The sequence below is a fragment of the Blattabacterium cuenoti genome (genome assembly GCF_014251955.1).
GTDB lineage: Bacteria > Bacteroidota > Bacteroidia > Flavobacteriales > Blattabacteriaceae > Blattabacterium > Blattabacterium cuenoti_L.
Genome location: NZ_CP059203.1, coordinates 164,381 through 180,661, shown reverse-complemented (window position 1 = coordinate 180,661; position 16,281 = coordinate 164,381). Strand labels below are relative to the sequence as shown.

General features: G+C 27.5%; 12 protein-coding genes. 2 read left to right on the top strand and 10 right to left on the bottom strand.

Annotated elements, in window-relative coordinates:
* Nucleotides 1-141: 141 nt before the first annotated feature.
* Nucleotides 142-1,212 carry a class II fructose-bisphosphate aldolase gene (fbaA, locus tag H0H53_RS00810; RefSeq protein ID WP_185870639.1) on the top strand — a complete coding sequence of 357 codons (1,071 nt, stop codon included), beginning with the start codon at nt 142-144 and terminating at the stop codon, nt 1,210-1,212.
* Nucleotides 1,213-1,216: 4 nt separating this feature from the next.
* Nucleotides 1,217-2,056, top strand: a complete 840-nt coding sequence (accD, locus tag H0H53_RS00805) for an acetyl-CoA carboxylase, carboxyltransferase subunit beta (protein ID WP_185870638.1) — start codon at nt 1,217-1,219, stop codon at nt 2,054-2,056.
* Between the two features lie 8 nt (nt 2,057-2,064).
* Here accD and guaA read toward each other — a convergent pair whose 3' ends face one another.
* The 10 genes from guaA to purB form a co-directional block, all read right to left on the bottom strand.
* On the bottom strand, nt 2,065-3,609 hold the full coding sequence (gene guaA / locus H0H53_RS00800; protein WP_185870637.1) for a glutamine-hydrolyzing GMP synthase: 1,545 nt from the start codon (nt 3,607-3,609) through the stop codon (nt 2,065-2,067).
* A 33-nt stretch (nt 3,610-3,642) separates the two neighbouring features.
* Complete coding sequence (gene purD / locus H0H53_RS00795; protein WP_185870636.1) at nt 3,643-4,884, bottom strand: phosphoribosylamine--glycine ligase; 1,242 nt, start codon at nt 4,882-4,884, stop codon at nt 3,643-3,645.
* Between the two features lie 23 nt (nt 4,885-4,907).
* Nucleotides 4,908-6,425, bottom strand: a complete 1,518-nt coding sequence (purH, locus tag H0H53_RS00790; protein ID WP_185870635.1) for a bifunctional phosphoribosylaminoimidazolecarboxamide formyltransferase/IMP cyclohydrolase — start codon at nt 6,423-6,425, stop codon at nt 4,908-4,910.
* Nucleotides 6,426-6,509: 84 nt separating this feature from the next.
* Nucleotides 6,510-7,079 carry a formyltransferase family protein gene (locus H0H53_RS00785; RefSeq protein ID WP_185870634.1) on the bottom strand — a complete coding sequence of 190 codons (570 nt, stop codon included), beginning with the start codon at nt 7,077-7,079 and terminating at the stop codon, nt 6,510-6,512.
* Nucleotides 7,080-7,098: 19 nt separating this feature from the next.
* Complete coding sequence (gene purM / locus H0H53_RS00780; protein WP_185870633.1) at nt 7,099-8,091, bottom strand: phosphoribosylformylglycinamidine cyclo-ligase; 993 nt, start codon at nt 8,089-8,091, stop codon at nt 7,099-7,101.
* A 70-nt stretch (nt 8,092-8,161) separates the two neighbouring features.
* Nucleotides 8,162-9,577 (bottom strand): amidophosphoribosyltransferase, encoded by a 1,416-nt coding sequence (gene purF / locus H0H53_RS00775; protein ID WP_185870632.1) that lies wholly within the window; start codon nt 9,575-9,577, stop codon nt 8,162-8,164.
* A 134-nt stretch (nt 9,578-9,711) separates the two neighbouring features.
* The gene (purC, locus tag H0H53_RS00770) at nt 9,712-10,449 is read right to left on the bottom strand and encodes a phosphoribosylaminoimidazolesuccinocarboxamide synthase (protein WP_185870631.1); all 738 of its coding nucleotides are present in this window, start codon (nt 10,447-10,449) and stop codon (nt 9,712-9,714) included.
* 16 nt (nt 10,450-10,465) lie between these two features.
* A complete protein-coding gene (purE, locus tag H0H53_RS00765; protein ID WP_185870630.1) occupies nt 10,466-10,957 on the bottom strand; it encodes a 5-(carboxyamino)imidazole ribonucleotide mutase in 492 nt (163 codons plus the stop codon).
* Nucleotides 10,958-10,975: 18 nt separating this feature from the next.
* Nucleotides 10,976-14,782, bottom strand: coding sequence for a phosphoribosylformylglycinamidine synthase (locus H0H53_RS00760; RefSeq protein ID WP_185870629.1), 3,807 nt, complete (start codon nt 14,780-14,782; stop codon nt 10,976-10,978).
* A 59-nt stretch (nt 14,783-14,841) separates the two neighbouring features.
* On the bottom strand, nt 14,842-16,278 hold the full coding sequence (purB, locus tag H0H53_RS00755; RefSeq protein ID WP_185870628.1) for an adenylosuccinate lyase: 1,437 nt from the start codon (nt 16,276-16,278) through the stop codon (nt 14,842-14,844).
* Between the last annotated feature and the right edge of the window lie 3 nt (nt 16,279-16,281).

The following is a 16,281-nucleotide window of genomic DNA, read 5'->3' as shown; positions in this document are numbered from 1 at the left end:
TGATTAGGATTTAGTATTAGTTTAAATAAATATAAAAATTACAGACATCTTATCTTATTTGATTGATCTTTCATAGGAAGATTCTTTTTTCTTATTTTCTTTTTCATATTTGTTTATCCTTAAATTAAATAAAAAAAATATATGTCTCAAAAATTCCCTTATGGAGTAGCAACTGGAAATCTTGTAAAAGAAATATTTGAATACGCTAAGGAAAATATTTTTGCTATCCCTGCTGTCAATGTTATTGGATCTAATACTATAAATGCAGTATTGGAAGTCGCTGCAGAAGTCAATTCTCCTGTCATCATTCAGTTATCCAATGGTGGAGCTCTATTTTACGCAGGAAAAGGATTAAAAAACCGAGAACAAGTAGCAGCAATAAAAGGTTCAATAGCTTTCGCTAAACATGTTCATGAATTAGCGAAAGCTTATAAATCAACTGTTATTCTTCATACAGATCATTGTTCCAAAAACAATTTACCATGGATAGATGGACTATTAAATGCTAACGAAATACATTATAAACATTTCGGAAAAACATTGTTTAGTTCACATATGTTAGATTTTTCTCAAGAATCTTTAGAAGAAAATATTAGAATTTGCGAAAAATATTTTGAAAGAATGAATAAGATTCAAATGACTCTTGAAATAGAACTTGGTGTTACGGGAGGAGAAGAAGACGGAATAGATAATTCCAATATAGAAAATAATAAACTTTATACTCAGCCAAAAGAAGTTTCATATGCTTATGAAAAATTAATCAAAATAAATAATAATTTTTTCATTATTGCTGCTTCATTTGGAAATGTTCACGGAGTTTATAGACCAGGAAATGTTATTTTACGTCCTGAAATATTACAAAAAACTCAAAAATATATACAAAATAAATTTCATACTAGAGAAAAACCAGTTTTTTTGGTTTTTCATGGAGGATCAGGATCTTCCAAAAGAGAAATTCAAGAAGCGATTGGTTATGGGGTAATTAAAATGAATGTAGATACCGATTTACAATATGCTTTTACATGTGGAGTTAGAGATTATATGAACAAATATAAAAAATATTTAGAAAAACAAATAGGGAATCCAGAAGGAAAATATCTTCCAAACAAAAAATATTATGATCCTAGAACATGGCTTAGAGAAGGAGAAAAATCATTTAAGATTTTTCTTAAAAAATATTTTGAATTAATGAATAACATTAATACTTTATGAAACCATGGCTTGGTTTTTAAGAAAAAAAAAAAATATTCTAACCCCTATAGAAGATAGAAAAAATTTACCAAAAGGTCTTTGGTATAGAACACCTAGTGGAAAAATTATAGATACAGAAGAATTAAAAAAAAATGCTTATGTAAGTCCAGAAGATGGGTATCATGTCAGAGTTCATAGCAAAGAATATTTTGAAATTCTTTTTGATCATGGAAAATTTTTAGAAATGAATGTTAAAATGACGAGTCAGGATCCTGTCAAATGGATAGATTGTAAAAAATATACAGACAGAATTCAAGAAGCAATAAAAAAAACTAATTTATATGATGCGATCAGAACTGGAGTGGGAAAAATGAAAGGAATAAATTTAGTGATTTCCTGTATGGATTTTTCATTTATAGGAGGATCTATGGGATCTGTAGTAGGTGAAAAAATATCTAGAGCAATAAAATACTGTATTGAAAAAAAATTTCCATATGTATTAATATCTAAATCTGGTGGAGCTAGGATTATGGAATCTGCCTTTTCTCTAATGCAAATGGCAAAAACTATAGCTAGATTTACTCAATTACGTGATGCAAGAATTCCTTATATATCCGTTCTTACAGATCCTACTACAGGAGGAGTGACAGCTTCTTATGCTTTACTTGGAGATATTAACATAGCAGAACCAGGTGCTCTTATAGGATTTGCTGGACCTAGAGTGATTAAAGAAACTATAGGAAAAGATCTTCCTAAGGGGTTTCAAACTGCAGAATTTCTTTTGGAACATGGTTTTATAGATTTAATTTCTTCTAGAACGGAATTAAAAAAAAATATATCCAATCTTATTTCTATGATGATATAAAAAAAAAATTATTCCCATTCAATAGTAGCTGGAGGTTTGGATGTGATGTCATATACCAAACGGTTAATTCCATCAACTTCATTAATAATTCTATTAGAAATTTTTTCTAAAAAATCGTAAGGCAAACGTGAAAAAGTAGCCGTCATAAAATCTTCTGTTTTTATAACACGTAATACAGCTGTATATTCGTATGTTCGTTTATCTCCTTTTATTCCTACGGATTTTACTGGCAATAATATAATAAATGCTTGATTAACAAAATCATAAAGATTTGATTTTTTTAACTCTTGTGAAAGAATACTTTCCGATTCTTTGAGAATAGAAATCTTTTTTTTATTGACTTCTCCAAGAATGCGAATGCTTAACCCAGGTCCAGGAAATGGATGACTATATAAAATTTTTTTTGGAATTCCTAATTCTATCCCTATTTTTCTAACTTCATCTTTAAATAATTCTTTTAACGGTTCAATAAGTTTCAATTTTTTTAATTGAGGTAATCCTCCTACATTATGATGAGATTTAATAAAAAAATTTTTTCTTAATTTTGAAGAAATTGAGGACTCAATAACATCTGAATATATAGTTCCTTGTGCTAAAAATTCTACATTTTTAATTTTTTCTGATTCCATTTGAAAAATGGATGCAAATTCATTTCCTATAATTTTTCTTTTTTTTTCAGGATCCACAATTCCAGTTAAAATAGATAAAAAACGTTTTTTTGCATCTATTATTTTAATAGAAAAATTCATTTTTTGACAATGAGAAAATATTTTTTCTTTTTCTTTTTTTAGAAGAAATCCTGTATCAACGAAAATACAATTCAAAGCATTTCCAATGGCTTTATGAATGATATAAGCTGATACAAAAGAGTCCACACCTCCTGAAAATCCTAGAATAACTTTTTTATTAGATACACGTTTTTTTATTTTTTTGACAGTATTTTGTACAAACTTATTTAATTTCCAATTTGGATTACATTTACAAATATGAAGAATAAAATTCTTTAACATAGAGATTCCAAATTTTGTATTATCTACTTCTGGATGAAATTGTACTGCATAAATATCTTTAGTTTTATGAATTATAGCTGCAATAGAACAAGATGAAGTATGACCTATCGCTTTGAATTCTTTTGGTAAATCTTTTATTTCATCAAAATGACTCATCCAAACAACTGATCTTTTAGGAATTCCAAATAATAAATCGTTTTTGAAATGATCTATAATAAAATAGGATTTTCCATATTCTCTGTATTTTGATTTTTCTATTTTTCCTCCAAAAAGAAAAGAAATCAGTTGCATTCCATAACAAATTCCAAATATAGGAATATTTAATTGGAATATTTCTTTAGATATTAAAGGAGAGTTTTTGTCATAAACAGAAAAGGGACTTCCTGATAAAAGGATTCCTTTTGGTTTTTTTGATAAAATATTATGAATCGAAATATCATAAGAACATAATATTGCATATACGCCTATTTCTCGAATTCTTCTTACTATCATTTGGCTATATTGCGAACCAAAATCTAATATGAGAATAGAATCTTTTTTCATTAAAATTTTTTAGATGAGTTTTTAAATAACTAATTATAAACCAATATCTTTTCTAAAATATAAATTTTCAAAATGAATTTTTTTTACTTTATCATAAGCTATTTTTCTTGCTTCATCAATAGATTTTCCTACTCCTATTATATTGAGAACACGTCCACTTGACGTTATCCATTTTCCCTTTTCTTTTTTTGCTCCAGCAATATAAAAAGGTTCTTTTAAGGAATGAAGTCCCTCTATAATTTTTCCACTTTCGTATTTTTCTGGATATCCTTTTGAAGACAAAACAACACAACAAGAACACAATTTTTTCCAGTGTATATTGATGATGTCTTTTTGTTGAAAAAGGGAAGATTGTATTATCTGAAGAAAATTACTTTTCATTAATGGAAATAAAGTTTGAATTTCAGGATCTCCTAAACGAGTATTATATTCTAATAAATAAACCCCATTCGAAGTAATCATTAATCCAAAATAAATAAATCCAAAAAAAGTTAATTTTTCCAAAAATAATCCTTCCAAAGTTGGTTCTAATATATTTTTCTTAAAATCTATCCAGACATCATTTGTCATATGTGGATTAGGGACAATTGTTCCCATTCCTCCTGTATTCAACCCTGTTTCTTTTTCTCCTATTTTTTTATAATCTTTAGAAGATAAAAAAGGAATAATATTTTTTCCATTAAATATAGATATAATAGAAGCTTCATTTCCTTGCAAGAATTCTTCTATGATTACTTGATTTCCAGATTTACCAAATTTTTTATCTTTCATGATAGAATTCAAAGCCTTTTTGGCTTCATTTTTATTCTTGACTAACAAAACCCCTTTTCCTGCAGCAATTCCTCTAGTTTTAATAGCTACGGAATAAGTAGTTTTTTCTAAAAAATCCATAGCTTTTTGATAGCAAGAAAAAATTTCGTATTTAGGAGTACGTACTCCATATTTATTCATAAAATATTTAGCAAAAACACGGTCTCCTTCAAGTCTAGATGCAAGATAATGTGGTCCTATTATTTTTAATCCAAAATTTTGAAAAATATCTACAATTTTTTCCAATAGAAAAACTTCAGAACCTACAATAGTTAAATCTATTGCAGATTTTTTTGCAAAAAAACATAATTCTGATGGAGTCTGAATTTTTTCAATATTTTTTCCTATTTGATCTGTACCTCCATTTCCAGGATAAAAATAAAGATCAATAGAATATAAATCTTTCAATAATTTTTTACCAATAGCGTGTTCACGTCCTCCGCTTCCAAGAATTAAAACTTTCATGCATTATCATGTTTTATTTTTAATTAATGTTTAAAATGTCTTTTTCCTGTGAAAGCCATAGCTATTCCATATTCATCACAAGCTTTTACAGATTCTTCATCACGTATAGAACCTCCTGGTTGAATGATCGCACGAATTCCCCCACCAGAACGAGCCGCTTCATCGACTACATCTCTAAAAGGGAAAAAAGCATCAGAAACAAGCACTAAATCTCTTTTACTTTTTTCTAAAGCTCTCTCTATAGCTTGACGAGCTGCCCAAATTCTATTTGTTTGCCCCCCGGAAATTCCTAAAGTTTGTGTTCCTTTTGCGACAACAATTGCATTGGATTTTACGTATTTAACTACTTTTTGAGCAAAAAATAAAGACATAAGTTCTTTATCAGAAAATTTTTTCTTGGTAACTATTTTATAATTCTTAGACAAAAAACGATCCACTTGTTGGACTAAGACCCCCCCATCTATTTTAACATATTCTAATGTATCAGAAATTGGCTCATTTATTCTGATAACTCTCATATTTTTTTTTATTTTTAAAATATTTAAAACATCTGTTTCATAACTAGGAGACAAAATTACTTCTAAAAAAATGTTTTTTATCTCATTTGCTAATTCTTTTGTAATTGGAACATTCACTGCCATTATTCCTCCAAAAAAAGAAATATCATCGGCATAATAAGTTTTTTGAAATGCTTCAATTATATTCTTTCCTAATGCGACCCCACAAGGGGTAGAATGTTTTACTGTACAACAAGCTGGTTCAGAGAATTGTGATACAACTTTCCAAGCGATATCCATATCTCGTAAATTATTAAATGAAAGTTCTTTTCCATGTAATTGATGAAAATTTCGCATTGCACCTTGATGAATCGTACTAACATAATATGCTGCTTGTTGATGAGGATTTTCTCCATAACGGAGATTCATTTTTTTTTTATAAGAAGAATGGAAATAGGTAGGAAAATCTTCTTCAAGAAGATATTGAGAAATAGCAGAATCATATGCAGAAGTGAGATTAAACACTTTCCCAGCTAATTTTTTTCTCAATTTTAATGAAGTCATTCCATTATATTCTATTTCATTTTTTACTAAAATATAATCATTTTTATCTGTAATTGCCGTAACATGTAAAAAATTTTTTGCGGCTGCACGAAGCATAGAAGGGCCCCCTATATCTATAAATTCAATCAATGAATTAAAAGATTTTAAATGTATTTTTTCAAAAAAAGGATAAAAATTAACCAATACAATATCAATGGGAGAAATATTGTGAAAAAGAATAGAATTCATATGTTCTTCAATAAAACGATTGGCCAAAATTCCTCCATAAATATTAGGATGAATAGTTTTGATTCTTCCATCTAAAATCTCAGGAAAAGATGTTATCTCTGATATTTTTAGAACATGATTTATTCCATGTTTTTTCAAATATTGAAAAGTACCACCAGTAGAAATAATTTGATATCCTTTTCTATTTAGAAAGTTGACAAAATCAAATAATTTTCCATCTTTTTCATAAACACTAATCAATGCTTTTTTCATTATAATATTGAAATTGATTATTTAAATATATTTAATTATTGTGTAAAAAAGTAGAAAATTTATTTTTTATATGAAAAAAAACCGTTAAAAGGAATTAAGAGATTTAATAAGGATCTCTTCTTCTATGATAGATATTTTTTTAGATAAAGAAATAGGAGTTTCTTGTGAAGAAATTCTACATGATTTTTTTAAAATGATATTTCCTGAATCAATAGATTTTGTGACATAATGAACTGTCGCCCCGGATATTTTTTCTTTATTCTTGATAACTTCTTGATGGACTCTCATTCCATACATTCCTTTTCCTCCATATTTAGGTAAAAGAGAGGGATGAATATTGATAATTTTACCGTTCCATTTTTCACAAAATTCTGCATCAAGTATGGATAGGAATCCTGAAAGAACTATAATATCTGGAATCTTTTCCAATAAAAAATTATGAATTTCTTTAGATAAAAATCTTTTTTTTACTTTTTCTAAAGAAATAGTCTGAATATTTTCTTTTAACGCCTCCGCATATTGAATAGCTATGCATTGTCTATCAGAAATGACTAAATCTACTTTAAAATTAGAAAGCTTTCCATTGGAAATAGCTTGAAAAATATGCTGCATATTTGTTCCTCTTCCAGAAACTAAAATAGCTAGTTTTTTCATGAAATTGAAAATATTTTTTTTATGTCAAAAGTACTTTTTTATTTCCTTTTACAATATGACCAAAAACAAAAGGATCTTCTCCTAAAACACATAATTTATGCAAGACAGAAGATTGATCTTGAACAGAAACTATTATAATCATTCCTACTCCCATATTAAAAGTATTCCACATGATTTTATCTGACAAATTTCCTATTTTTTGAATAAAATTAAAAACAGGCTGAATCGGTATCTTGTTTCTTTCTACCACAGCTGAAAAATTTTCTGGAAGAATTCGTAATAAATTTTCGTTTATTCCTCCTCCAGTTATATGAGCTAATCCATGTATCAAAAATTTTTCTAATAAAATATGAATAGGAAAATGATAAATTCTAGTTGGAATTAAAAGAGTCTCATAAAACGGTTTTTTTTGAAAATCTTTTGCAAAATCTTCTTCACAAAAAATATTTCTAATTAAAGAAAATCCATTACTATGGACTCCTGAAGAAGGAAGTCCAATTAAAACATCATCTTCCTGAATTCTCTTTTTCCCATCTATAATGTTCTCTTTATCTACAATTCCTACACAAAAACCAGCAATATCATAATCGTTAAATTGATAAATACCAGGCATTTCTGCAGTTTCTCCTCCAATAAGACATGTAGTTGTTTTCTTACAATATGAAGCTATTCCTTGTAGAATTTTTTCTGCAATATTAGAATCAAGTTTTCCGCAAGCCAAATAGTCTAAAAAAAATAAAGGTTTTGCTCCATGACACAAAACATCATTTGCACACATGGCAAAACAATCTTTTCCAATAATATCATATTTTTTATAATTAATGGCTAAACGTAGTTTAGTTCCTACACCATCAACACCAGAAACCAAAATAGGCTCTTTATATTTTTTATTATATCCAACACATTCAGACATTTTATAAAAAGCAGAAAAATGATCCAATGAACTAATTACTTTATGAGTATAAGTTTCTTTTAAAATATTGTTAATTTTAGTACGATAATTTTCTTTCATTATTTATTCCAATTATTATTGGTTTTGGAAAAGAAGAATTGACAAAAGAATAAGATAGATAGATACAAAATCAATCATTTTTTTTATGAACAACAGGATAATTTCCAGTAAAACAACCAAAACAGTAATTTTTACTTCCAAGTATCTCGATTAGATTTTTCATATTTAAAAATTCTAAACTATCTACATCTAAAATTTCAGCTATTTTTTCCTTATTCATATTATGTGAAATCAAATCTTTTTTACTTGGTGTATCTACACCTAAAAAACACGGAGCGATAATAGGTGGAGAAGCACTTCTAAAATGAATTTCTCTAGCTCCTGCTTTTCTTAATATAGAAACTAACCTACGACTCGTAGTTCCACGAACAATGGAATCATCAACAATAACAATACGTTTCCCCTTAATTTCATCTAATATAGGATTTAATTTTAGATTGACTATACGTTCACGTATTTCTTGTTTCGGTAGAATAAAAGATCTTCCAATATATTTGTTTTTAACTAATATTGGTTTGAAAGGAATTCCAGAGGCTTTGGAAAATCCAATAGATGCTGGAACTCCAGAATCTGGAACCCCAATAACGACATCTGCTTCTACTGGATATTGTTCATAAAGTTTTTCTCCACTTTTTTCACGTAATTCATAAACATTCATATTTTCAATTAAAGAATCAGGACGAGAAAAATAAATATACTCAAAAGAACATGTTCTTCTTCTTCTTTTTGTGTATTTTTTTTTTGTAAGTAGAGAAAATCGTATTGACTTTTTTTGATCTACGATAGCCATTTCTCCTGGAAAAAGATCTCTTATATAATAACCCCCTACAGAATCTATTCCACAAGTTTCTGAACTAAATATATAAGTTTTTTCATTGAGCATTCCATAACATAAAGGACGAATTCCATTTGGATCTCTAAATGCCGCAATTTTATTATTCATAAGAACTATAACAGAATAGGCTCCTTGAATATCAAGAGTTGTTTTTTGAATAGCCATTTCGAGTATATTATCATATTCATGTAAATATTTTTGGATTAAACGCAAAATCACTTCGGAATCCGAATATTCGGAAATAAAAGTGATTCCTTTTGATTCTAAATTTTTTCGAATTGTTTTAGCATTAATTAAATTCCCATTATGTACTATAGAAATAGTACTTCTTCCATGAGAATCTTCTCCAAAGAATGGTTGAATATTTTTTTTACTCTGTCCTCCTTCTGTAGAATAACGTGTATGCCCAATAACAGCATTTCCATGATAACATTGAGAATTTGCAATTTCTCGAAAAGAATCTAAAACAAGACCTTCACTTTTATGGGATAAGATAAATCCATCTCGTAAAACAGAAAATCCACAAGCTTCCTGCCCCCGGTGTTGTAATGCAAATAATCCAAATTGAATTAAAGAAAAAGTATCTATTTTCTGAGGAGAATAAATACCAAAAACACCGCATTCCTCATGAAATTTATCAGAATAAATCATAATATTTTATTCTTAGTTCTTCTTATTATGTATTATGACTAGACTACTCTTATTGATGAAAATAGGGGATACTTTTTTTTCTGTAAAAAGAATATCTTTTTCTTCTTCCCATAAGAATAATTTATTTAATTAGATTAACCAACATTTAACCTTTTTAATACTTCCATATAAGTATCAAGAACAACTTCTTCACTAACCACCCCTATTCTAAATAAATCTTTATCAAGTTTTTTCATTGTTTTTTTATCCCAAAAACGGCAAGTATCAGGGCTGATTTCATCAGAAAGTAAAATTTGATTTTTTTCATTTTTTCCAAATTCTATTTTAAAATCTACTAAAAAAATATTTTTTTCTAAAAAATATTTTTTCAGAATATTATTAATATTTAATATAATTTTATTAATCGTATTTAATTCTTCATAAGAAATAACTCCTAAAAAAACGGCATGATGATCATTAATTAATGGGTCATTTAATGCATCGTTTTTATAAAAAATCTCAAGAATCGTATTATTATTCTTTGTATGAGTTCCTTCTTTTACTCCTAAACGTTTAGACATACTTCCAGAAATAATATTACGAACTACAAACTCCAATGGAATCATATCCACTTTAACACACAATTGTTCTCTATTATTGATTTTACGAATAAAATGAGTTTTAATTCCACAAGAATTAAGAAACTTAAAGATAAGTGTTGTTATTTCATTATTTAAAATTCCTTTATCCTGTAATAATTCTTTTTTTAATCCATCAAAAGTCGTTATATTATCTTTGTAGTGAAGGATAATTTCATAGGGATTCTCTGTAGAATAGATTTTTTTTGTTTTTCCTTCTAATAAAAACTTTTTTTTAGTTATTTTATTATTCATAATCAACTTATTTTTATTATAAATATTGATCGATTTCATTAACTAATTTTTCTTTTACATCCATTCTAAATTTTATCAATGATTTTTTTATATCTTGATATTTTATGGATAAAATATGAATAGCTAATAAAGCAGCGTTATATGCATTATTTATCCCTACTGTAGCAACAGGAACATCTTTAGGCATTTGTACTATAGAAAAAAGAGCATCTATTCCCCCTAACAATCCGTTTTTTTGATGATGAATTGGAACTCCTATAACCGGTAAAACCGTTTTTGAAGCGATGAATCCTGGTAAATGAGCGGATAAACCAGCCCCTGCAATAATTAATTCTACTCCTTTTTCTATAGATTCTATTTTTTTGATAGTTTTTGATAAAATATCTGGTAATCTATGTGCTGAAATCACATAAGTTTTGTAACTTATATTAAATTTATCTAGGATTCTAGCTGATGCTTGCATAATTAACTTATCTGATACGCTTCCACAAAATATGGCAATTTTCATATTGATTTTAATTTTATCTTATAAAAAATATTGTACAGCATTTCTAAAAATAGAATGTTCATTAATATTTGGGATATTTTTTAATAATCCATGACCGTAACGTTCTGGATGTGTCATTCTTCCATAAATTCTTCCATCTTTACTTAAGACTCCTTCTATTGCCCCAGAAGATCCATTAGGATTATATGAACTTTCTAAAGTAGGATTTCCTTGTAAATCGACATATTGTGTTGCAATTTGATTTGTTTTGAATAAAACATTAATTATTTTTTCACTTGCATAAAATCTACCTTCCCCATGAGATACTGGAAGTGTATATATTTTATTTTTCATTCCATTTAACCATGGAGATTGATCAGAAATCACTTTTATATGAACACATTGTGATATATGTTTTCCTATTTCATTATAAGTCAATGTAGGAGATTTAGAGTTACGTAATGTTATTTTTCCATAAGGTAATAATCCTGATTTGATTAAAGCCTGAAATCCGTTACAAATTCCTAAAATTAACCCATCATGATCAATAAATTGAGAAACAGCATCTTTTATGTTTTGATTATGTAATATAGACGTAATAAATTTTGCAGATCCATCAGGTTCATCTCCAGCACTAAATCCTCCACATAACATAAATATTTGTACAGATTTTATCTGTTTTTCCATTTGATATAAAGATTCAATAATCTCTTTATTACTTAAATTTCTAAATACATAAGTTTTTACTATTGCTCCTTCTTTTTCAAATGCATGAATGGATTCAAATTCACTATTTGTTCCAGGAAATATTGGAATAAATACACGTGGAACTCCTACTTTTTTTTTAGAAGATTTCCATTTTATTTTTTTTTTTGATGGATCTTCTAAGAATTTTTCTACTGGTCTATTTTTTTGTAAAATGATTTTTTTATGTTTATTTTTTCTAACGGAAAAAATAGTAGATAAAGGTTTCATCCAAATCTCTATCGCTTCATCTATATCAATCTGTATTCCGTTAAAATTTAAATTTTTAGTTGAAACAACTTCTCCTATTAAAATAAAATTTTTTGAAAGAAAAGATGAGGATTCTATTATTAATGATCCTATACTCATTTCAAACAAATGATTTTTACAATTGATAGAAACCCCTAAACGATTTCCAAAAGCCATTTTTGCAATAGCAACGGATATTCCTCCATCTTTTACAGTTTTTACAGAAACAATTTTACCAGAACAAATTCCTTCATAAATTTGATTATATGCTTCTTTCATAGAATCAAAATCTGGCATCTCATTATCATCCAGAAAACTATGATGATACAAATAGATTTTATTTCCTATTTTTTTCAATTCAGGGGATATGATATTCAAACATGAACTTGTTGTGACCCCAAAAGCTATTAATGTTGGAGGAACATGTATATTTTTATACGTTCCAGACATACTATCTTTTCCTCCAATAGATGCGATTCCGAATTCCATCTGTGCATGGTAAGCCCCTAATAAAGCAGAAAATGGTTTGCCCCAATTTTTTGGATCATTTCCTAATTTTTGATAATATTCTTGAAAACTTAAATAAGTTTTTTTATAATGCCCTCCCATAGAAACAATTTTAGAAATACATTCTACAATAGCATAAACCCCTCCATGAAGAGGACTCCAAATAGAGATATCTGGATGAAACCCCCAAGAAGCTAAACTAACCGTAGTTGTCTTTCCATGTAATACAGGTATTTTTTGAACACTTCCTTCAGAAGGGGTCATCTGATATTTTCCTCCAAAAGGCATTAATACTGTAGTTCCTCCTACAGTACTATCAAACATTTCTACAAGGCTTTTTTGAGATGCAATATTTAATAAAGAAAGAGTGTTTAAAAATGTTTTTTTACTGAAAAAAATATTTTTTGATTTTTTAAAAGGAGAAATAGAATTAGGAGAACTAACATGAACAACTTTTTTTTTATTAGATCCTCCTGTGTTTAAAAAAGAACTTTTTAAATTAAAAAGTTCTTTTTTCTGATGATATAGGATTATTCGTTTGTTATCAGTTACTTTAGCTATGGGAACTGAGATAAGATTTTCTTCACGAGCCAAATTTATAAATGTTTTTACATCAGAAGGGTTTAATACAACGGCCATACGTTCTTGAGATTCTGATAATGCTATTTCTATAGCTTTTAAATCATTTTGTTTAATTGGAATTTTATCTAAATCAAGAATTAAACTATCACTCAATTCTCCAATAGCGACTGCAGCTCCTCCTGCACCAAAATCATTGCATTTTTTTATCAAGGATACAACTTTTTTTTTTCTAAAAAATCTTTGTAGTTGTCTTTCTATAATTGGATTTCCTTGAATATTATGATGATTGTTCAATTGATTTTTTTTTGAATTATATTGATCTTCTTCTTTAGAAGAGGATGTTGCTCCTCCTATTCCATCTCTTCCTGTTAATCCTCCCACTAACAAAATGACATCTCCTTTTTTTGGATTTTTTTGTTTAACAGCATCAACTGAAACAGCTCCAATTACCATTCCTACTTCCATTCTTTTAGCTCTGTATCCTTCGTGGTATATTTCATGAATATGAGTTGTTGCCACTCCGACTTGATTTCCATAAGAACTATACCCATAAGCTGCTTCACAACATATTTTACGTTGTGGTAATTTTCCATTTAAGGTTTTTGGAATAGTTGGATCTGCCGCCCCGCTTAATCTAATAGATTGATAAACAAAAGCTCTTCCAGATAAAGGATCTCTAATCGCTCCACCTATACAAGTGGAAGCTCCTCCAAAAGGATCAATTTCCGTAGGAAAATTATGTGTTTCATTTTTAAATAATAAATACCATTTTTCCTTTTTTTTTCTATTATTATTGTTGTTAATAATATCCACATCAACCATAATAACACAAGCATTATGTTCTTTAGATAAAACATAATTTTCTTCTAATATTCCTTTTTTAGAAAGAATTTGAGATGGAAGACTAGATAAATCCATTAAACTGATAGGATATTTTGATTTTCCTATTAAATTACGATTTCTTAAATATTCATTAAAAATATTCTGATATGTTTTTTTTAATTTTCCATAGAAAGTTATATCGACTAATTTCGTAAAAAATGTAGTATGACGACAGTGATCAGACCAATAAGCATCTAAAATACGTAATTCTATTTCTGTTGGATCACGGTTTTCTTTAATAAAGTATTGTTTTATGAAAAGTAAATCACTCAATTCTATAGAAAAACCCCATGTATGATGAATATTTTTTATTTCTTCATAAGTAGAATGAATAAAACCATCTATAATTTTGGAATGATTTTTTTTCTCTTTATTTCTTTTGCTACTAGTCCTATTTTTTTTATTACAGCAAGAGCAAGTAATAAAAAAAGGATAAGAAATTATTTTCTCATGAATATTTTTTTCTTGACAAAGAATGGGATTAATACAATATTTTTTAATTTTATAAAAATCCTCCTCATGAGTCATTCCTATTAATTTGATTAACTGACCTGTCTTTATAAAAACGGGAGATAGAGGGTCTATAATTTTTAGGCATTGCATAGCTGCATCTGCACGTCTGTCATATTTTCCTGGTAGATATTCTATAAAAAAATGTGGATTTTTTAGATGTATTTTTTTACATAAAAAATCTGTGACAGGATCTACAAAAATTTTATACAAACTATCTAAAAAAATTTCTTTTTTGATATGAAAAATATCATATGTTTGATAAACAACTACTTTAGATAATGAGATCTTCATTTCTTTCAATTCCCTAGATAATTTTCTAGAATAAATATCAAAAGGAACTTTTTTCTGTATATAAATCCTTAAATTCATTTCTTCATTTCTATAAATGATCAAAAAAGAATAGAATATATATATAATATATAAATTATCTAAACTTTAAGATCCATGTTGTTATTCGATTCATCAATAAAATGATGAAATTTATCCAACACTGGATTTATTTGTTTATCAATAAATTCTAAAGCTTGTTCTGAAGAAAATCCTATAAATTTTTTATGATCAAGTATTTGATTCATTTTTTTTTCATCAATTGGTATTTTTTTATCGTCTAAAATACGTTTAATAAAATCATTTTCTTTTCCTTCCAATTTTATTTTTTCATTTGTATTCATAGAATGAATTCGTATTCTTTCATGAATTTCTTGTCTATTCGATCCCTTTTTTACGCTTTCGACAATAATTGATTCCGTAACTAAAAACGGAAGTTCTTGATCTATATGTTTTTTAATCATTTTAGGATACACAACAATATTTTCTAATATGTTATTCCAAATCATTAAGATAGCATCTGTTGCTAAAAAAGATTGTGGAATAACTAATCTTCTATTTGCTGAATCATCTAAAGTTCTTTCTAACCATTGAGTTGCTGCAACCATTGCTGAACTATTTGATAATGAAATCACATATTTTGCTAAAGACGCTATCCGTTCACTAAGAATCGGATTTTTTTTATAAGCCATTGCACTGGATCCAATTTGTTCTTTTTCAAATGGCTCTTCTATTTCTTTTAAATTTTGTAAAAGACGTAAATCATTACTGAATTTATGAGAAGATTGAGAAATATTGGATAATAGATTTAAGATTTGTGTATCTACTTTTCTGTCATAAGTTTGACCTGTAACAGAGAAAATCTTTTTGAATCCAAATTTATTGGATAATTTTTTCTCCAAATTTTTTACTTTTTGTAAATCTCCATTAAATAATTCTTTAAAACTAGCAGCTGTTCCCACAGTTCCTTTGACTCCTCGAAAACAAATATTTTTTAATCTAAATTCTAATTCTTCTACATCTAAAAGTAAACTGTTCATCCATAAAGATGAACGTTTTCCTACAGTAGTTAATTGAGCTGGTTGATAATGAGTAAAGGCTAATGTAGGTAGATTATGATATTCTAAAGTAAAATTTCTAAGACGAAATAAAATATGAATCAATTTATTCAAGATCATTTCTAATCCATCACGAATTAAAATAAGATCTGTATTGTCTACTAGAAAAGCGCTTGTTGCTCCTAAATGAAGAATCGGTTTAGCTAAAATGGCTTTTTCTCCAAAAGCATATAAATGCGCCATAACATCATGACGGAATTTTTTTTCATAAAAAGAAACTCTTTCCCAATCTATATCATGTAAATGTTTTTTTAAATCATTGATTTGTTCTTCATTGATATTTAACCCTAATTCTTTTTGTCCTTCTGCTAAAGCTAACCAAAGGGTTCTCCAAGTAGTAAATTTTTTTTTAGGAGAAAAATTATACAACATTTCTTTACTGCTATATCTTTCTACTAAAGGATTTTGATATTCTTTCACAAA

What these genes read in the sequence shown, in the direction of transcription:
- purH (WP_185870635.1), bottom strand. Translation starts at nt 6,425, where the DNA reads ATGAAAAAAGCATTGATTAGTGTTTATGAAAAAGATGGAAAATTATTT.
- fbaA (WP_185870639.1), top strand. Translation starts at nt 142, where the DNA reads ATGTCTCAAAAATTCCCTTATGGAGTAGCAACTGGAAATCTTGTAAAA.
- accD (WP_185870638.1), top strand. Translation starts at nt 1,217, where the DNA reads ATGGCTTGGTTTTTAAGAAAAAAAAAAAATATTCTAACCCCTATAGAA.
- guaA (WP_185870637.1), bottom strand. Translation starts at nt 3,609, where the DNA reads ATGAAAAAAGATTCTATTCTCATATTAGATTTTGGTTCGCAATATAGC.
- H0H53_RS00760 (WP_185870629.1), bottom strand. Translation starts at nt 14,782, where the DNA reads ATGAATTTAAGGATTTATATACAGAAAAAAGTTCCTTTTGATATTTAT.
- purM (WP_185870633.1), bottom strand. Translation starts at nt 8,091, where the DNA reads ATGAAAGAAAATTATCGTACTAAAATTAACAATATTTTAAAAGAAACT.
- purE (WP_185870630.1), bottom strand. Translation starts at nt 10,957, where the DNA reads ATGAAAATTGCCATATTTTGTGGAAGCGTATCAGATAAGTTAATTATG.
- H0H53_RS00785 (WP_185870634.1), bottom strand. Translation starts at nt 7,079, where the DNA reads ATGAAAAAACTAGCTATTTTAGTTTCTGGAAGAGGAACAAATATGCAG.
- purC (WP_185870631.1), bottom strand. Translation starts at nt 10,449, where the DNA reads ATGAATAATAAAATAACTAAAAAAAAGTTTTTATTAGAAGGAAAAACA.
- purF (WP_185870632.1), bottom strand. Translation starts at nt 9,577, where the DNA reads ATGATTTATTCTGATAAATTTCATGAGGAATGCGGTGTTTTTGGTATT.
- purD (WP_185870636.1), bottom strand. Translation starts at nt 4,884, where the DNA reads ATGAAAGTTTTAATTCTTGGAAGCGGAGGACGTGAACACGCTATTGGT.